Raw genomic sequence first — 16,098 nt, forward strand, 5'->3', positions numbered from 1 at the left:
TTTAACGCATTATAGTGGGAAAGAGTATAGTTTTATTCATGACATCATATACTCCTCGCTGGGTTAGCCTTATATATGGCAGATGGGTTGTCGAAAAGAATGAAAGGGTGTAAACAGGATCATCGAAGCGATATCCCCTCTCACGCAGCAAATGTTTCAATTCATTTTCTTCTTTTATCAATTCAGGAACCTCTTTGGTGGACATGACTCCCATTAGTTTAAGAGGAAGTTCATGGATCACCTTTCCATGTTCCGTTAAAATGATTCCACCGCCAATTTCCTTCAGCCGGTTAAATGCCAAATGCATATCCTTTTTCCTTTTACCGATTAGTATGATATCACCGGTATTGGTATAAGAGCCAGCAAAGCCACACAATTTATCCGCAAACCCTTTTAATATTGTATTGATGCGCCATTTCCCTTCCCGATCAATAAGCATGAAAAAGCATTCATCATCCTCGAAGTTCAGCTCTTCATACCCTACATCATTGGAAAGGGAGTACGGTTTCGTAATTACATTATTGACCAATTCAATCCCAAACGGCATGGAGAATTCAAAATCTTCCTTTAAACTAAGATCCCAATCAAGATCAAGTGGTTTAAAATCAAAATCACTCCATTCGATTTCCTGTAAATCAGGAATGATTTCACCATCCCTTTTCACCCATTTCCCTTTTGCCATTACTGAAACCGGTGCGGGTTCCTTTACATCGGTCAGGAAGTTAATGTTCGCTACCCTTCCAGTGGCAATATTGCCATGAAGGTATTCAATATTATAATATCGTGCAATGTTGATAGTTGCCATATTGTAAGCATCGATGACCGGAACGCCATGCTCTATCGCTATTTTGATCAAGCAGTCTATGAGACCACCCTCATAAAAAGACGGCGGCGAACCATCTGTCGTATAAAAGAATTTGTCATAATGATCGATGCCCAGTTCATGAATTTCCTTTATCATCTTTGGAAGATCAGGCCGGATCGAAGAATGTCTTAGTGATACATAATATCCTTGCAGCAAGCGCGCCATGACTTCATCGCCTGTCATTGCCTCATGATCACAATCGGCGCCGAACAGGGTCATTTTTGCTAAGGTCTTCTCTGAAGCACCTGGAAAGTGTCCTTCTATTTTCTTCCTCATCCGCTTGGCTTCCTGAATCCAGTGCAGCATCATGTCATCCCCATCGAGAAGCTTCGGCCATCCTGTCAGCTCCCCGCCCTGTAATACGGCATCATGCTCCAGCCAGGATTTAACTGCCCTATGGGAAAATACCGTATCTTCATCGATCAATTCCGTCTGTCCGTCAAAACGGCTCCACCAATACATCGTTACAGGAATATTGCGTAATTCTTTCAAAAGAGAAAACGCTTTCTTTTTATCCAACTGCAATAGAAACGGCAAGTTATCATTGATCAATGTCGTTGTCCCAAAATGAGATGCATAACGTGAAAAAGAAAGGGGATTATATAATTGAGAAGGATGTGAATGCGGCTCAATATAACCCGGGACTAAATACTGGTTTGTGCAGTCAACCATTTCACAGCGGTCTATATTATCCGGAAGCTTATCGCCGACATATATGATGCGATCATCATATATCCATATATTCGCTTTCACCCATTTTCGTAAAGCCTGATTTAAATAAGTCGTATTTTTAAGCAGAATGTGTGGTGCCCTATTGCCATCCAGCACATCTATATGTTCTCTTAGATGTTTATTTTTCCATCTATAGCGCTGTTCAAGCATAAACATTCCCCCATAATTTTTTAGAAACAGATGTATGAAAAAACCATTTTCAATCCAATTTTATTTCATAGTAACATACTTACCTCATTAGAACAGTATCGTTATCCAGAATATTGTTAAATTTTTGTGAAGGGATGGACAAAATATGAAGTTTAAACAAAATATCAGTATAATAAATGCCTTAATGCGAATTACGTGTGGTTTTACCTTTCTAACATGGGCAATGGCTAGAATGGTAAAGAAACCCTGGAAAAACCAATCTTATATTATTGTGGTCATGCTTTCTGCAATGAAAATAGGCGAAGGCATTCTCCGCTATTGCCCCCTCACGGATGCAATGGAAAATGGACAAACCTTAATGAAAAATGAACCAAAACAGGATAGAGAGTCCAATTCATATTAAGTTTTTTCTAAAGAAGAAGCTGACTCCGTTTAGAGTCAGCTTCTTTTTATTATAATGAAAAATCGCATTAAATTGCACGGTATCCAATATCCGTTCGCCAGAATAAGCCGTCTTTCTCAATATGCCCCAACTCTTTATATACTTCAGCTTGGGCTGAGGCCAAATCATTCCCTTTTGCAGCAACCAGAAGTACACGTCCGCCGTTTGAGATGAAATTCCCCTCATCATTTTTAGCCGTTCCAGCATGATAAACATGGGCATTCGGATCAATCTTTTCCAAGCCTTTAATGATTGAACCCTTCTTATAATCCCCTGGATATCCATCAGCTGCCACGACCACTCCAAGAACAGCTTCTTCATGCCATTCAAGTTGTAAATCCTCCCCAGAAAGAACCGCTTCAAGCGTATCTACGAAATCGGTTTTTAGGCGTGGTAAAACAACTTGTGTTTCCGGATCGCCAAAACGTGCATTGAACTCAATGACTTTTGTGCCCTTTTCAGTAGCAATCAACCCGGCATATAATATACCTGTAAAACGCCGATTTTCTGAAATCATCGCATTTACTGTAGGCTGAAGAATTGTTTCGACTGCAGTCTGAACCATTTCATCGGAAATTTGCGGCACTGGTGAGTATGCACCCATTCCACCTGTGTTCGGACCCTGATCTCCATCAAAAACTCGCTTGTGATCTTGAGCAATGACCATCGGATACACTTTTTCCCCATTCACGAATGCCATCAATGAGAATTCCTCGCCATCGAGAAATTCCTCAATAACGACTTTGGCAGAAGCTTCGCCGAACTTTGCCCCGACTAGCATATCATGGATGGCGTCTAACGCCTCTTCCATCGTCATTGCAACAACGACACCTTTTCCTGCAGCCAAGCCATCCGCTTTTATGACAATGGGGGCACCCATTTTTTCGATATATGCCTTTGCAGAATCATAATCAGAAAATGTTTCATACTCCGCTGTCGGAATGCTGTAGTTCTTCATTAAATCTTTAGCAAAGGATTTACTTCCCTCAATGACTGCAGCACGGCCATTAGGGCCAAATACCTTTAAGCCTGCATCCGTAAAGTCGTCTGCAAGTCCATTCAACAATGGCGTTTCGGGCCCAATCACCGTTAATGAAATTGCATTCTTTTTTGCGAAGGCAACCAATTCCTCATGATTGTTTTCTTCAATTGGAACAAGAGTCGCTACATCTGTCATACCTGGATTTCCAGGTGCTGCAAAAACTGTCCCAACCCGTTTGCTTTCAAATAATTTGCGGGCTATGGCATGCTCCCTGCCGCCCCGGCCAATTACTAGTACATTCATTATCGCACCTCTATTTTTGATTAATGTTTAAAGTGACGAATTCCTGTAAATACCATTGCAATCCCATATTCATCAGCTTTCTTGATTGAATCTTGATCTTTTACAGATCCACCAGGCTGAATAATTGCCGTGACGCCCGCTTTTGCTGCCGCTTCTACAGTATCATCCATTGGGAAGAAAGCATCTGATGCCAATGCACTTCCTGTCGCTCTTTCCCCAGCTTGTTCCAGAGCAATTTTTGCAGCACCGACACGGTTCATTTGACCTGCGCCAACACCTAAGGTCATTTGACCGTTACTAACCACTATTGCATTCGACTTTACATGCTTTACGATTTTCCAGCCAAGTTCCATGGCTTTCCATTCTTCAGGAGTAGGCTCACGTTTCGTTGCAACTTTTACCTCTGCATCCTTTAAGCTATGTGCATCTCGATCTTGAATAAGTAATCCGCCTTCAATGGAAGTCAATTTACGCTCAGGTTTTTTAGCCGCATCGAAATCGATCGTTAATAAACGAAGGTTTTTCTTGCTTGTTAATACTTCCACTGCTTCATCTGTAAATCCAGGAGCAATGATGATTTCAAGGAAAATTTCATGAAGCCTTTCCGCAGTCGCTTTATCAACTTCACGGTTCAAAGCAATGATTCCACCGAAAATGGAAGTAGCATCTGCCTCATAAGCTTTTTCATACGCTTCTAAAATGGTCGCTCCTACACCGACGCCGCAAGGATTCATATGTTTAACAGCAACAGCAGCCGGCTCATTGAATTCCTTAACGATTTGAAGTGCTGCATCAGCGTCATTAATGTTGTTGTATGAAAGCTCTTTTCCATGTAATTGCTGCGCTTCAGCAATTGAGAAAACGGAACCAAGCGGTTTTTTATAGAATGCTGCTTTTTGATGTGGATTTTCCCCATAACGAAGGGACTGTTTCAATTCATAGGTAACAGTCAATGATTCAGGATTCTCTTCATCGGTAAGCTCAGTCATATACTCCGAAATGACAGCATCATATGCAGCTGTATGGCGGAAGACTTTTGCAGCCAAACGGCGATTCGTGGTTTTTGATACTCCGTCGTTTTGTTTCAGCTCAGCCAATACGGTAGGATAATCATTTGAATCAACGATAACAGTCACATATTCGTGGTTTTTAGCAGAAGAACGAAGCATTGTCGGTCCACCGATATCGATGTTTTCAATAGCATCTTCCACAGTGACTTCTGATTTGGAAATAGTCGCTTGGAACGGATATAGGTTTACACAGACAAGTTGAATGGGTTCAATATTATGCTCTGCAAGCTGTGCTGCGTGATCCTTGTCATCATGTTTTGCCAACACTGCTCCATGGACATTCGGGTGAAGTGTTTTTACACGTCCATCCAAGATTTCCGGAAAACCAGTGACATCACTGATTCCAATTACATCAACGCCATTATCCTGCAGTGTTTTTTTGGTACCGCCTGTAGAAATAATTTCAAAACCTGCCTCAATTAAACCTTGAGCAAATTCTACGATACCTGTTTTATCCGATACACTAATTAAAGCACGTTTCTTCATGTTATGTTGGTCCCTCCATTAAGTAAGTTTCTTGTGGCATAGCTCCTGCAAAACTGACGGATACATGTCATGCTCCATTTCCTGAATCCTTTTTTGAAGAATGTCTTTCGTATCCCCCTCAAGAATTGGCACTGCATTTTGGGCAATGATCGGTCCTGTATCCATTCCATCATCAACATAATGAACGGTTACCCCCGTTTCCTTCACTCCAGCGTCAAAAGCCTGGCCAATTGCATCCTTGCCTGGAAAACTAGGCAAGAGTGAAGGGTGGATGTTCACAATTCTCTGTGTATACTTTTGTAATAATGTCGGACCAATCAAACGCATATAGCCAGCCAGAATGATAAACTCTATCTCATATTGGCGAAGTTTCTCCAGGATTAGCGATTCATACTCAGTCTTGTTAGAGTAATTCTTCGCTGAAAAGGCGAAAGAATCAATGTTCTCAAGCTTTGCTCTCTCAAGTACATAAGCGTCTTCCCGATCACAAACGACAAGACAGATTTCCGCCGCCAATTTTCCACTTTTTATTGCTTCAGCTATTGATTGGAAATTACTACCATTACCTGATGCAAAGACAGCAAGGCGCTTCATTATTTAAACGACACTCCATTTCCGTCCACAATCGTTCCAATAACCGATGCTTCTTCGCCGCAAGACCGTAGATGGGCTACCACATCAGATGCCACTTCTTTTTTCACGACAGCCGTCATTCCAATACCCATATTGAAAATATTGAACATTTCCTCTTTTACAAGGTTCCCTTTTTCTTCAAGGAACGCGAATACAGATGGAATTTCCCAACTTCCTAGCTCGATTTCCACACCGCATCCTTCAGGTAGAATACGGGGAATATTTTCGATGAACCCGCCACCCGTAATATGGGCAAGACCATTAACATCAAATTTTTCTAATGTTGATAAAATGGATTTTACATAGATTTTTGTCGGTTTCAGTAATTCCTCACCTAACTTGCAACCCAATTCCGGTACGAAGTCATGAAGCCCCATACCTGAGTCTTCAAGAAGGATTTTACGAACAAGAGAATATCCATTACTGTGGATGCCGCTTGAAGCAAGTCCAATAACGACATCACCCGCCGTGATTGCCTCACCCGTAATTAGACGTGATTTTTCAACTGCACCTACAGTAAAGCCTGCAACATCGTATTCTTCCGTTTCATACATGCCCGGCATTTCCGCCGTTTCTCCGCCGATTAAAGCACAGCCTGCCTGCTCACAGCCATCTGCAATTCCTTTGACGATCATTTCAATTCGTTCTGGATCTGCTTTACCGCAGGCAATATAATCTAAAAAGTATAAAGGTGCAGCACCTTGAACGACAACATCATTGACGCACATAGCTACACAATCCACACCAATTGTATCGTGTTTATCCATCATGAACGCCAACAAAAGTTTCGTACCCACTCCATCCGTACCTGAAATGAGCACAGGTTCTTTAAGGTTCAAGGAAGATAAGTCAAACATGCCTCCAAAACCGCCAAGACCATTCATTACTTCTGGACGAAATGTGCGCTTTACATGTTTTTTCATTCGATTTACCGCTTCATAACCAGCCTCAATATCCACACCAGCCTGTTTATATGCATTAGCCATTTGAAATCCTCCTCCGAAAATCAATCTTCATTGCCGACTTGATTAACATTTTGTTTTTTCTCGTTCGTACTCAAAAATTTCAGTCGGATAATTTCCAGTGAAACAAGCTAGGCATGAACCGCGCGTTTCTCCAGGAAATGGTCGGCCAATTGCTTCGACCATACCTTCGACACTTAAAAAAGTTAATGAATCAGCACCAATGATTTCCCTTATTTCCTCCACCGATTTAGAGCTCGCAATCAGTTCTTCCTTTTTAGACGTGTCTATTCCATAAAAACATGGATTCTTGATCGGTGGCGAGCTGATTACAACATGCACTTCTTTGGCTCCTGCATCTTTTAACATGCGGACAATCCTTCTGCTTGTGGTCCCACGGACGATTGAATCATCAACCATTATGACCCGCTTACCTTCTACGACCCCTCTTACAGGTGAAAGTTTCATCTTCACGCCTTGTTCACGCAGACTCTGGGATGGCTGAATGAACGTCCGTCCAACATAACGGTTTTTTATTAAGCCCATTTCATAGGGAATGCCGGCCGCTTCAGCATAGCCTATCGCTGCCGAAATACTGGAATCGGGTACACCTGTAACTACATCTGCTTCTATTTTAGCTTCCAGTGCCATTTGCTTGCCAAGGTTTTTTCGTGCCGTATGAACATTGATCCCATCAATGTTGCTATCCGGACGGGAAAAATACACATATTCCATCGTACACATTGCCTGTTGACTGGAAAGTGAAAAGTACTCGGAAGTGATTCCCTCATCATTAATGACAACCAGTTCACCCGGCTCAATATCGCGGATGAATTCTGCACCTACAATATCAAGGGCACATGTTTCGGATGCAGCGAAATATGCATCACCTATTTTCCCCAAGGAAAGTGGACGGAAACCATGCGGATCTCTTGCCATGATCATTTGGTTTTCTGTCATGATGACAAAGGCATAGGCTCCCTTCAGCATGCTTAAACTGTTCTTCACGGAATCCCTGATATCTGAGTAGCCGGACCGTTTTATCAAATGTGCCAGAACTTCCGTATCCGATGTCGTTTGAAAAATGCTGCCCTGTCCTTCAAGCTGTGCTTTTAACTGATGGGCATTGACGATATTCCCATTATGAGCAAGGGCCAGCCCCCCTGTATGTGAATTGAACAAGAAAGGCTGAACATTTTGATACCCGCCGCCGCCTGCCGTTGTATAACGGACATGGCCAATTGCCGCTTTTCCGGTACCGGAAAGTGCCTGCATTTTTTCGGCCGTGAAAATCTCTGTGACAAGACCTTCACCCTTAGTGATGGACATCTGCTCACCATCCGTCACGACGATGCCAGCTCCCTCTTGACCACGATGCTGTAAGCTATGCAAACCGTAGTAAGCAAGCTGTGCTGCATCGGGATGTCCCCAGACTCCCAATACACCGCACTCTTCGTTTAGGCTTCTTATTTCAGCAAGCATGGTATGGCTCCCTTCCAAGCTGTTTGTAAATCTTCAACGTCCGCTTCCAATACTTTGCTATCACTTGTTGCCACGACTAATTTATTATTATTCGTTACTGAACCTATGCATATCGCATCTTCAACAAGTGCTTCAAATGCCGTTTGGTTTTCAGGATTGATGGACAGTAAGAATCGTGATTGCGTTTCACTGAATAATGCAGATACCGGTTCGCCGGTTATATTCACTTTTGCCCCAAGTTTGCTAGCCCCGAATAAAGATTCGGCTAAAGCCACTGCCAAACCGCCTTCCGAAAGGTCATGGGCTGATGCAACAAGTCCTTTTTTGATTGCAGTTAGAATTTGCTGCTGACGTTTTTGTTCAACGGCCAAATCAAGTTCTGGAGCGCGTCCAAAGATTTTACCTTCAAGCATTTTCTGTAATTCACTGCCTCCAAATTCAACTTTCGCTTCGCCGACCACATAAATCAAATCGGATTCATTTTTAAACGATTGTGTAGTGATGTGCTGAAGGTCACTGACAAGACCAACCATCCCAACTACAGGTGTCGGATAAATCGCTTCACCATTCGTTTCATTGTAAAGGGAGACATTTCCGCCAATTACAGGAGTACTTAAGCTTCTGCAAGCTTCACTCATACCGTCTGCAGCTTTTTCCAATTGCCAAAATATTTCAGGTTTTTCAGGATTCCCAAAATTCAAGCAATCCGTAATCGCTAAAGGTTCCGCACCCGAGCAAATAATGTTACGTGCTGCTTCAGCGACTGCGATTTTACCTCCCGTTTCTGGATCTAAATATATATAGCGGGAGTTACAATCCGTCGTCATAGCAAGGGCCTTATTTGTGCCCCGAACTCGTACTACCGCCGCATCCGATCCAGGTGAGACGACTGTATTCGTGCGGACCATGTAATCATATTGATCATAAACCCATTCCTTACTCGAAATCGTCGGTTGCTTCAATAGTGATATCAGTGTTTCTTTATAATCTTCTATGACTGGCACTTCAGCCTTCATGCTTTGGAAATCACGGAAATATTGCGGTTCTGCAGATGGCTTATGATAAATCGGAGCTTCTTCAGCCAATGCATCAACTGGAACCTCTGCAACAATTTCACCTTGATGCGATAATGTTAGGTTTTTGTCATCCGTCACTTCACCGACGGAAACAGCCTCTAGATCATATTTCGTAAACAAGTCAACGATTTCCTGTTCGCGTCCTTTAGTTACAACGATCAGCATCCGCTCTTGTGATTCAGAAAGCATCATTTCATATGCTGTCATTCCTGTTTCACGCTGCGGTACTAAATCAAGATTCATTTTTATTCCTGATCCAGCTTTACTCGCCATCTCGGCAGATGAACTTGTAAGACCCGCTGCTCCCATATCTTGAATCCCAACAAGGGCATCATTTTGAATCAATTCAAGGCATGCTTCCAAAAGCAGTTTCTCCATGAATGGATCTCCTACTTGTACGGCTGGGCGTTTTTCTTCTGATGACTCTGAAAGCTCTTCAGATGCAAATGTTGCTCCATGAATACCATCACGTCCAGTTTTGGCACCCACGTACATGACTGTGTTGCCCACTCCATGTGCTTGGCCTTTTTTAATGTCCTTATGATCAATCAAACCGACACACATAGCATTGACTAAAGGATTTCCTTCATATGATGGATCAAATTGAATTTCTCCGCCGACAGTTGGAATTCCGATACAATTTCCGTATCCTGCAATCCCTGCAACCACTTCTTTAAATAAATATTTCACGCGATCATTGTCTAACTCACCGAAGCGAAGCGAATTCAGCATCGCAATCGGACGCGCACCCATGGAGAAGACATCACGGATAATACCGCCGACACCAGTAGCGGCACCTTGGTAAGGCTCGATAGCAGATGGGTGGTTATGACTTTCTATTTTAAAAACGACAGCCTGATCGTCACCGATATCAACGATACCAGCTCCTTCACCAGGTCCTTGAAGGACTTTCTCCCCAGTAATCGGGAATTTTCTTAAGATGGGTTTTGAATTTTTGTAGGAACAATGCTCTGACCACATAACCGAAAACAATCCAGTTTCCGTATAATTCGGCAGTCTGCCTAAGATTTTCTCCACCATGGCAAATTCTTTATCGGATAGTCCCATACTTGCGTACAATCGCTCCGATTTAATTTTTTCCGGACTTGGTTCAAGCTGTAATAACATGTGATTCCCTCCAGTTTTTTACGATGGATTGAAAAATCTTTAAGCCGTCTTTACTGCCAAGCAGTGAATCAACAGCACGTTCGGGATGAGGCATCATTCCGAGGACATTTCCTTGTTCATTTGTAATTCCCGCTATTTGTTCCAAGCTTCCGTTTGGATTTTCACCGTCATAAGTGAATAAAATGCGGTTATTTCGTTTTAATTCAGCCAATGTTTCTTCATCACAGTAGTAATTCCCTTCACCATGGGCAACCGGGATCGTAATCGTTTCATTTATTTCATATCCTGTCGTGAACATCGATTGATTATTTTCAACCTTTAATCCTACATTGCGGCAAATGAATTTCAAGCCTTCATTACGGCGCATCGCTCCAGGTAAAAGTCCTGCTTCAAGTAAAATCTGAAAACCATTGCAGACACCCAAAACAGGCTTTCCTGCTTGTGCCGCTTTTACGATTTCGGCCATTACATTCGAAAATCGTGCAATCGCTCCAGAGCGTAAATAGTCCCCATAAGAGAAACCTCCTGGAAGGAGAATCCCATCATACTGATCTAGATTGTCTGTAGAGTGCCAAACATACTCCACTTCTTCCCCTAGAGCATCCTTTATCGCATGGAACATATCGACATCACAATTGGAACCAGGGAAAACTATGACAGCAAATTTCATTGGGTGATAACCTCCTCAACATCATAGCGGTAAGCTTCAATTACCGTGTTGGCCAATAGTTTTTCACACATTTCCTTCACAAGTTGATCTAAATCACGATCCGTATCCTTAATTGTAAGTTCAATGTATTTCCCCACTCGAACATCACTAACTTCGTTATATGTCAAGCTATGAAGTGATTGTTGCACTGCAGCTCCCTGTGGATCTAATACACTTTCGCGTAGTGTGATATATACCTTAACCTTATACATGTTGAGTACCCTCCAACTTTGCTAGTATTTTTTCGTAAGCATCTGTTAAACTGCCTAAATTACGGCGGAATACATCTTTGTCTAACTTTTCGTTCGTGTTAACATCCCATAATCGGCAGGTATCAGGTGAAATTTCATCTGCCAGCAGAATGTCTCCATTCGGGGTTTTACCGAACTCTAATTTAAAATCAATTAATTTAATGTCCAATTCTTTAAAGAAGGAAGTTAAGACGATACTGATCTCTTGTGCCTTTTCTTTTAAAATGGCTACATCTTCCTTGCTTGCAAGTTCCAATTCTTCAATATGGTCTTCCGTTAACAGAGGATCGCCGAGCTCGTCGTCTTTATAGTAAAACTCAATCAGCGTTTTCTTAAGCGGGTGGCCTTCTTCAATGCCAGTTCTTTTAGAAAAACTGCCGGCAGCCGTATTTCGTACAACGACTTCAAGCGGAATGATGGATACTCTCTTAACTAACTGCTCCCGGTCGGAAAGCTGTTCAATAAAATGGGACGGTATATTTTCTTGGGCAAGCTTTGAAAATAATAGGCTTGTAATTTGATTATTCAACTTACCTTTTCCGGCGATTTCTGACTTCTTCTCACCATTAAACGCTGTTGCCGAATCCTTGTATTCCACCCATACTATTTCACTGTTGTCCGTTGCAAAAATCTGTTTCGCTTTTCCTTCATACAACAATTCTCGTTTTTCCATCTGTCCAGACCCCCACATTGTGAATATTTCGAATCATCCTGTATTGATCGGGCTAGGCAAACATATCACCGTTTAGAGGTGCTATGTTTGCCGCCTTCACTTTTATAAACCTAAACGATCAAAGATTACATCAACATTTTTCAAGTGATGTGTAGGATCGAAACAATCATCAAGTTCTTCTTTCGTAAGCAAGCTTGTGATTTTATCATCCTTTTCGATCAGGCTTCTGAATGGAACCTGAAGCTCCCATGCTTCCATCGCTTTCGGCTGAACCGTATCATAAGCCTCTTCACGGACAAGTCCTTTATCGATAAGGGACAGCAGCACACGTTGTGAGAAAATCAATCCCAGTGTACGGTCCATATTGCGTTTCATATTTTCTGGATAAACGGTCAAGTTCTTCACTATGTTGCTGAAACGGTTCAGCATGTAGTTTAATGCGATCGTTGCATCCGGCAAGATGATGCGCTCAGCAGAAGAATGTGAAATGTCACGTTCATGCCATAATGGCACATTCTCATATGCTGTCATCATGTAACCGCGGATTACACGAGCTATACCTGTCATATTTTCAGAACCGATTGGATTCCGTTTATGAGGCATTGCCGAAGATCCCTTTTGTCCTTTTGCAAAGAATTCTTCCACTTCGCGTGTTTCACTTTTTTGCAAGCCGCGTATTTCTACTGCGAACTTTTCAATTGAGGTCGCAATTAAAGCCAATGTGCTCATATAATGTGCGTGGCGATCCCGTTGCAATGTTTGTGTTGAAATAGGTGCTGCTTCAAGGCCAAGCTTTTCACAAACGAATTTTTCAACGAACGGGTCGATGTTTGCGTAGGTTCCGACAGCTCCAGAGATTTTCCCAACCTCTATGTTCTTTCTAGCTTCTTCAAAACGTTCGACATTGCGTTTCATTTCTTGATACCAAAGTGCCAGTTTCAAACCGAAAGTAGTCGGTTCCGCATGAACTCCATGTGTACGTCCCATTTGAACCGTATATTTATGTTCTTTCGCTTTATTTTTCAGGATCTCCACGAAGTTATTTAAATCCTTGGAGATGATATCATTCGCTTGCTTTATCATATATGAAAGAGCTGTATCGACCACATCAGTAGAAGTCAGTCCGTAATGGACCCATTTCCGTTCTTCACCCAATGTTTCAGAAACCGCACGTGTAAAAGCAACAACATCGTGGCGTGTATCTTTTTCGATTTCATTGATACGCTCAACATCGAACGTAGCATTTTCACGAAGAAGCTTCACATCTTCCTTTGGAATTACTCCAAGTTCAGACCATGCTTCACAAGCTAGAATTTCTACTTCCAACCACGCATTAAAGCGGTTTTTCTCTGTCCAAATGTTTCCCATCTCTGGGCGGGTATAACGTTCAATCATTTTACTTCCTCCGTTTCAACCTATTGATTCCATATTTTGCTTCGATCACTTTCCAAAAGAGCTTCCTCAATCGTTGGACGTAAAATATTCACATGCCCCATTTTCCGCTTAAACTTGGCCTCTTTCTTGCCGTAAAGATGAACCTTCCAATCAGAAATCGCCGGAATTTCATCCATTAAGGGTCCAATATGCTCACCAAGGATGTTTAACATTACGACCGGCTTCAATAACGCCGTATTACCGAGCGGCCAATTACAAACAGCCCTTATATGCTGTTCGAACTGTGAAGTCTCACACGCTTCCATTGTATAATGGCCTGAGTTATGAGGTCTTGGCGCTAATTCATTAATGATGATCTCATCCTGAGCGGTTAAAAACATCTCGACCGCCAATGTCCCTACCAAATCAAGTTTTTCTGCAAGCTGCAAGGCTTCATTAATAGCCTTCCGTTCAGCTTGTTGACTAATACGTGCGGGAACAATGCTTTTATGAAGAATATTTTCAATATGAATATTTTCCGCTATCGGAAAATGACTTGCCTCGCCATTTGCCTTACGCGTCACGATAATCGAGATTTCTTTTACGAAAGGTATCCAGGCTTCCAGCACACATACACCTGTTTTGAGCAGGGATTCTGCCTTTTTGATATCGGCTTCTTCCTTAATGACCAACTGCCCTTTTCCATCATAACCGCCCCGCGTCGTTTTTAACACACTAGGGTACCCTAATTTTTCTATATGAAGGTAAATTTCTGAAATATCTTGTATTTCCCGATAAGGAGCAACCGAAGCTCCTGCATCAGATATGGCCTTTTTTTCAGTAAGTCTATCCTGGGTCATCTTTAATAATTCTGAGCCCTGTGGAAGAAATGCATGTTGCTTTAACCAATCCAGTGCTTCTGAACTGATATTTTCAAACTCATATGTTATGACGTCACTAACCTCAGCCAACCTTTTCAATGCTTCGATATCATCATAAGCACCAATGATTTCAATATCCGCCACTTGCGCACATGGACCTTCTGCAGTCGGCTCAAGGACCGCTATCTTAAAGCCCGATGCCTTAGCCGACAAGGCCATCATCCTGCCCAATTGCCCACCGCCAATAATTCCAATGGTCTGTCCCGGTAAAATGATTGTATTATTTAAGTTGTTCACTGCTCTGTAACACCTTTTCTCTGGTTTCGTCTCGTAAAGATTCTAACCTATCAGCAAGGTTGGAATCGAAAGCTGCTAATATTTGAGCCGCCAACAATCCGGCATTGACTGCGCCAGCTTTTCCGATTGCAACCGTTGCAACCGGTACGCCGCCAGGCATTTGAACAATCGATAATAACGAATCCATCCCATTTAATGCCTTAGATTGTATCGGCACGCCAATCACAGGGACAATCGTTTTGGCTGCTGTCATACCTGGAAGATGCGCCGCCCCGCCAGCTCCGGCAATAATCACCTTAATATCTCTATCTTTTGCACTCTCTGCATATTCAAATAGTAAATCCGGCGTCCTGTGGGCGGAAACGACCCTTTTTTCATAGGGAATCTCAAGCTGTTCCAATGATTCACAAGCGTATTTCATCGTTTCCCAATCCGAGACACTTCCCATAATAACTCCAACTTGTGGTTTCATATCATCTTTCCCTCCAACACTCATATTATGACGTCCCGAGTATGCAGATGGACGCTTATCATTATCTATAACATGTAAATTAAAAAAACCGGGCAGTTTGCTTCCTCATCGAGAAAGCAAACTGCCCGGAATAGAAAGCCCTTTTGAAAAAAAACAAAAAGGACTTGGCTAGTTTCCGAATTAGTCAGATGCTTTTCTCATAGTCCGATGATTTACGGTCATCAGGTAGAAACTTTTGGGCCATATCCCCATGATTATATGAGATGTATTAATGTAACTTCATCTTACCTTCCGGCCATTTTAATGTCAAGTTAAAATCGAATATTTTTACATGATATTAATGAATCGTTCGTGTTTTACTCGATTAATTTTACTTCGAATACAATTTTTCGATCAACTGGCACATATTGGACTTTGCCATTCTCGATTTTCTCGGCAAAGATGGGTTCTTCCGTCCGCCTTACAGGAAAGTAGCCTGCCGCTTTAATTCGATCTAAACAAGCATCGATTGTCTCACCCTCAACAACTTCAAACTTTTCCTTACTTTTTTTACCCACAATACCAAAATCCCTTCCATAATTCCATTTTATTTGCCTTCTTTCTTAACATCCAATTTGCATTATTATCTTAATAAATTCCTCCTAGTATAATGAAAAAGAACAAGTAAGACAAGAAATCCATTTTAGTATTCATTACAGTATTACAGGGATTCCATAATGCCTTAGTTAATGTCTTCTCCGAATCTCCTTGCATAATTTGCCGTCTGTCTAAAAAAAAGACCCTATCTTCATAATTTATACATCCATTCAATATCCTAACCTTCTTCCCTTCCCAATACTATAGCCAGACTCAAGTAACCCCCCTGTTCCATGATCAGTACAGTTATTCGTATCTTGCACCCATGAATTATTTCAATTCACATCTCTTGTAATTTGAGGGCATTGAAGAGAGGCAACATATCCCTTTAGGTCGAATTCAATTCAATTTGAAAGATGGAGATATCATAAAAACGATTTCTTTTAAATCATTGAGACGCAAAAAAAGACCAGCCGGATGGCTGATCTTTTAAATGGCTTGGCGGCGTCCTACTCTCACAGGGGGAAACCCCCAACTACCATCGGCGCTGAAGA

General features: G+C 42.0%; 15 protein-coding genes and 1 riboswitch. Of the genes, 1 reads left to right on the plus strand and 14 read right to left on the minus strand.

Features of this window, described 5'->3' with window-relative positions:
• Position 1: 1 nt before the first annotated feature.
• Positions 2–1,747: an adenine deaminase C-terminal domain-containing protein gene (locus ACFX4L_RS15510; RefSeq protein ID WP_377405591.1), complete on the minus strand. Its 1,746-nt coding sequence runs from the start codon at positions 1,745–1,747 to the stop codon at positions 2–4.
• A 145-nt stretch (positions 1,748–1,892) separates the two neighbouring features.
• On the opposite strand from ACFX4L_RS15510, the gene ACFX4L_RS15515 reads away from it, so the two are divergent.
• On the plus strand, positions 1,893–2,150 hold the full coding sequence (locus ACFX4L_RS15515) for a YgaP-like transmembrane domain (protein WP_377383880.1): 258 nt from the start codon (positions 1,893–1,895) through the stop codon (positions 2,148–2,150).
• 67 nt (positions 2,151–2,217) lie between these two features.
• Here the strand turns inward: ACFX4L_RS15515 and purD are convergent, their stop codons facing one another.
• The 13 genes from purD to ACFX4L_RS15580 form a co-directional block, all read right to left on the minus strand.
• The gene (purD, locus tag ACFX4L_RS15520) at positions 2,218–3,474 is read right to left on the minus strand and encodes a phosphoribosylamine--glycine ligase (RefSeq protein ID WP_317778345.1); all 1,257 of its coding nucleotides are present in this window, start codon (positions 3,472–3,474) and stop codon (positions 2,218–2,220) included.
• Between the two features lie 20 nt (positions 3,475–3,494).
• Positions 3,495–5,030 carry a bifunctional phosphoribosylaminoimidazolecarboxamide formyltransferase/IMP cyclohydrolase gene (gene purH / locus ACFX4L_RS15525; RefSeq protein WP_377405593.1) on the minus strand — a complete coding sequence of 512 codons (1,536 nt, stop codon included), beginning with the start codon at positions 5,028–5,030 and terminating at the stop codon, positions 3,495–3,497.
• Positions 5,031–5,048: 18 nt separating this feature from the next.
• On the minus strand, positions 5,049–5,624 hold the full coding sequence (gene purN, locus ACFX4L_RS15530) for a phosphoribosylglycinamide formyltransferase (protein ID WP_377405595.1): 576 nt from the start codon (positions 5,622–5,624) through the stop codon (positions 5,049–5,051).
• On the minus strand, positions 5,624–6,649 hold the full coding sequence (gene purM, locus ACFX4L_RS15535; RefSeq protein WP_377405597.1) for a phosphoribosylformylglycinamidine cyclo-ligase: 1,026 nt from the start codon (positions 6,647–6,649) through the stop codon (positions 5,624–5,626). Before purM ends, purN begins: the two co-directional genes overlap by 1 nt.
• A 42-nt stretch (positions 6,650–6,691) precedes the next feature.
• On the minus strand, positions 6,692–8,107 hold the full coding sequence (gene purF / locus ACFX4L_RS15540) for an amidophosphoribosyltransferase (RefSeq protein WP_377405599.1): 1,416 nt from the start codon (positions 8,105–8,107) through the stop codon (positions 6,692–6,694).
• A complete protein-coding gene (gene purL / locus ACFX4L_RS15545) occupies positions 8,092–10,311 on the minus strand; it encodes a phosphoribosylformylglycinamidine synthase subunit PurL (RefSeq protein ID WP_377383886.1) in 2,220 nt (739 codons plus the stop codon). Before purL ends, purF begins: the two co-directional genes overlap by 16 nt.
• Positions 10,295–10,981 carry a phosphoribosylformylglycinamidine synthase subunit PurQ gene (gene purQ, locus ACFX4L_RS15550; protein WP_125163156.1) on the minus strand — a complete coding sequence of 229 codons (687 nt, stop codon included), beginning with the start codon at positions 10,979–10,981 and terminating at the stop codon, positions 10,295–10,297. Before purQ ends, purL begins: the two co-directional genes overlap by 17 nt.
• Entirely contained in the window at positions 10,978–11,232 is a 255-nt protein-coding gene (purS, locus tag ACFX4L_RS15555) for a phosphoribosylformylglycinamidine synthase subunit PurS (RefSeq protein ID WP_034306118.1), read from the minus strand. Before purS ends, purQ begins: the two co-directional genes overlap by 4 nt.
• A complete protein-coding gene (gene purC / locus ACFX4L_RS15560) occupies positions 11,225–11,944 on the minus strand; it encodes a phosphoribosylaminoimidazolesuccinocarboxamide synthase (RefSeq protein WP_061461268.1) in 720 nt (239 codons plus the stop codon). Before purC ends, purS begins: the two co-directional genes overlap by 8 nt.
• A 102-nt stretch (positions 11,945–12,046) precedes the next feature.
• Positions 12,047–13,339: an adenylosuccinate lyase gene (gene purB / locus ACFX4L_RS15565; RefSeq protein ID WP_125163158.1), complete on the minus strand. Its 1,293-nt coding sequence runs from the start codon at positions 13,337–13,339 to the stop codon at positions 12,047–12,049.
• Between the two features lie 20 nt (positions 13,340–13,359).
• Positions 13,360–14,496: a 5-(carboxyamino)imidazole ribonucleotide synthase gene (gene purK, locus ACFX4L_RS15570; RefSeq protein ID WP_377405601.1), complete on the minus strand. Its 1,137-nt coding sequence runs from the start codon at positions 14,494–14,496 to the stop codon at positions 13,360–13,362.
• Positions 14,480–14,968 carry a 5-(carboxyamino)imidazole ribonucleotide mutase gene (purE, locus tag ACFX4L_RS15575; protein ID WP_230135718.1) on the minus strand — a complete coding sequence of 163 codons (489 nt, stop codon included), beginning with the start codon at positions 14,966–14,968 and terminating at the stop codon, positions 14,480–14,482. The genes purK and purE overlap by 17 nt, the downstream gene beginning before the upstream one ends.
• A 180-nt stretch (positions 14,969–15,148) precedes the next feature.
• A riboswitch (purine riboswitch) is annotated at positions 15,149–15,250 on the minus strand.
• A gap of 74 nt (positions 15,251–15,324) precedes the next feature.
• Positions 15,325–15,525 carry an NETI motif-containing protein gene (locus tag ACFX4L_RS15580; protein WP_061461264.1) on the minus strand — a complete coding sequence of 67 codons (201 nt, stop codon included), beginning with the start codon at positions 15,523–15,525 and terminating at the stop codon, positions 15,325–15,327.
• Between the last annotated feature and the right edge of the window lie 573 nt (positions 15,526–16,098).

This window comes from Peribacillus sp. YIM B13482 (genome assembly GCF_042787975.1).
GTDB lineage: Bacteria > Bacillota > Bacilli > Bacillales > DSM-1321 > Peribacillus > Peribacillus simplex_A.

Coding starts and splice junctions, on each gene's coding strand:
- purN (WP_377405595.1), bottom strand. CDS start 5,624: ATGAAGCGCCTTGCTGTCTTTGCATCAGGTAATGGTAGTAATTTCCAA.
- purC (WP_061461268.1), bottom strand. CDS start 11,944: ATGGAAAAACGAGAATTGTTGTATGAAGGAAAAGCGAAACAGATTTTT.
- purF (WP_377405599.1), bottom strand. CDS start 8,107: ATGCTTGCTGAAATAAGAAGCCTAAACGAAGAGTGCGGTGTATTGGGA.
- purE (WP_230135718.1), bottom strand. CDS start 14,968: ATGAAACCACAAGTTGGAGTTATTATGGGAAGTGTCTCGGATTGGGAA.
- ACFX4L_RS15515 (WP_377383880.1), top strand. CDS start 1,893: ATGAAGTTTAAACAAAATATCAGTATAATAAATGCCTTAATGCGAATT.
- purL (WP_377383886.1), bottom strand. CDS start 10,311: ATGTTATTACAGCTTGAACCAAGTCCGGAAAAAATTAAATCGGAGCGA.
- purD (WP_317778345.1), bottom strand. CDS start 3,474: ATGAATGTACTAGTAATTGGCCGGGGCGGCAGGGAGCATGCCATAGCC.
- purS (WP_034306118.1), bottom strand. CDS start 11,232: ATGTATAAGGTTAAGGTATATATCACACTACGCGAAAGTGTATTAGAT.
- ACFX4L_RS15510 (WP_377405591.1), bottom strand. CDS start 1,747: ATGCTTGAACAGCGCTATAGATGGAAAAATAAACATCTAAGAGAACAT.
- purB (WP_125163158.1), bottom strand. CDS start 13,339: ATGATTGAACGTTATACCCGCCCAGAGATGGGAAACATTTGGACAGAG.
- purQ (WP_125163156.1), bottom strand. CDS start 10,981: ATGAAATTTGCTGTCATAGTTTTCCCTGGTTCCAATTGTGATGTCGAT.
- purH (WP_377405593.1), bottom strand. CDS start 5,030: ATGAAGAAACGTGCTTTAATTAGTGTATCGGATAAAACAGGTATCGTA.
- purM (WP_377405597.1), bottom strand. CDS start 6,649: ATGGCTAATGCATATAAACAGGCTGGTGTGGATATTGAGGCTGGTTAT.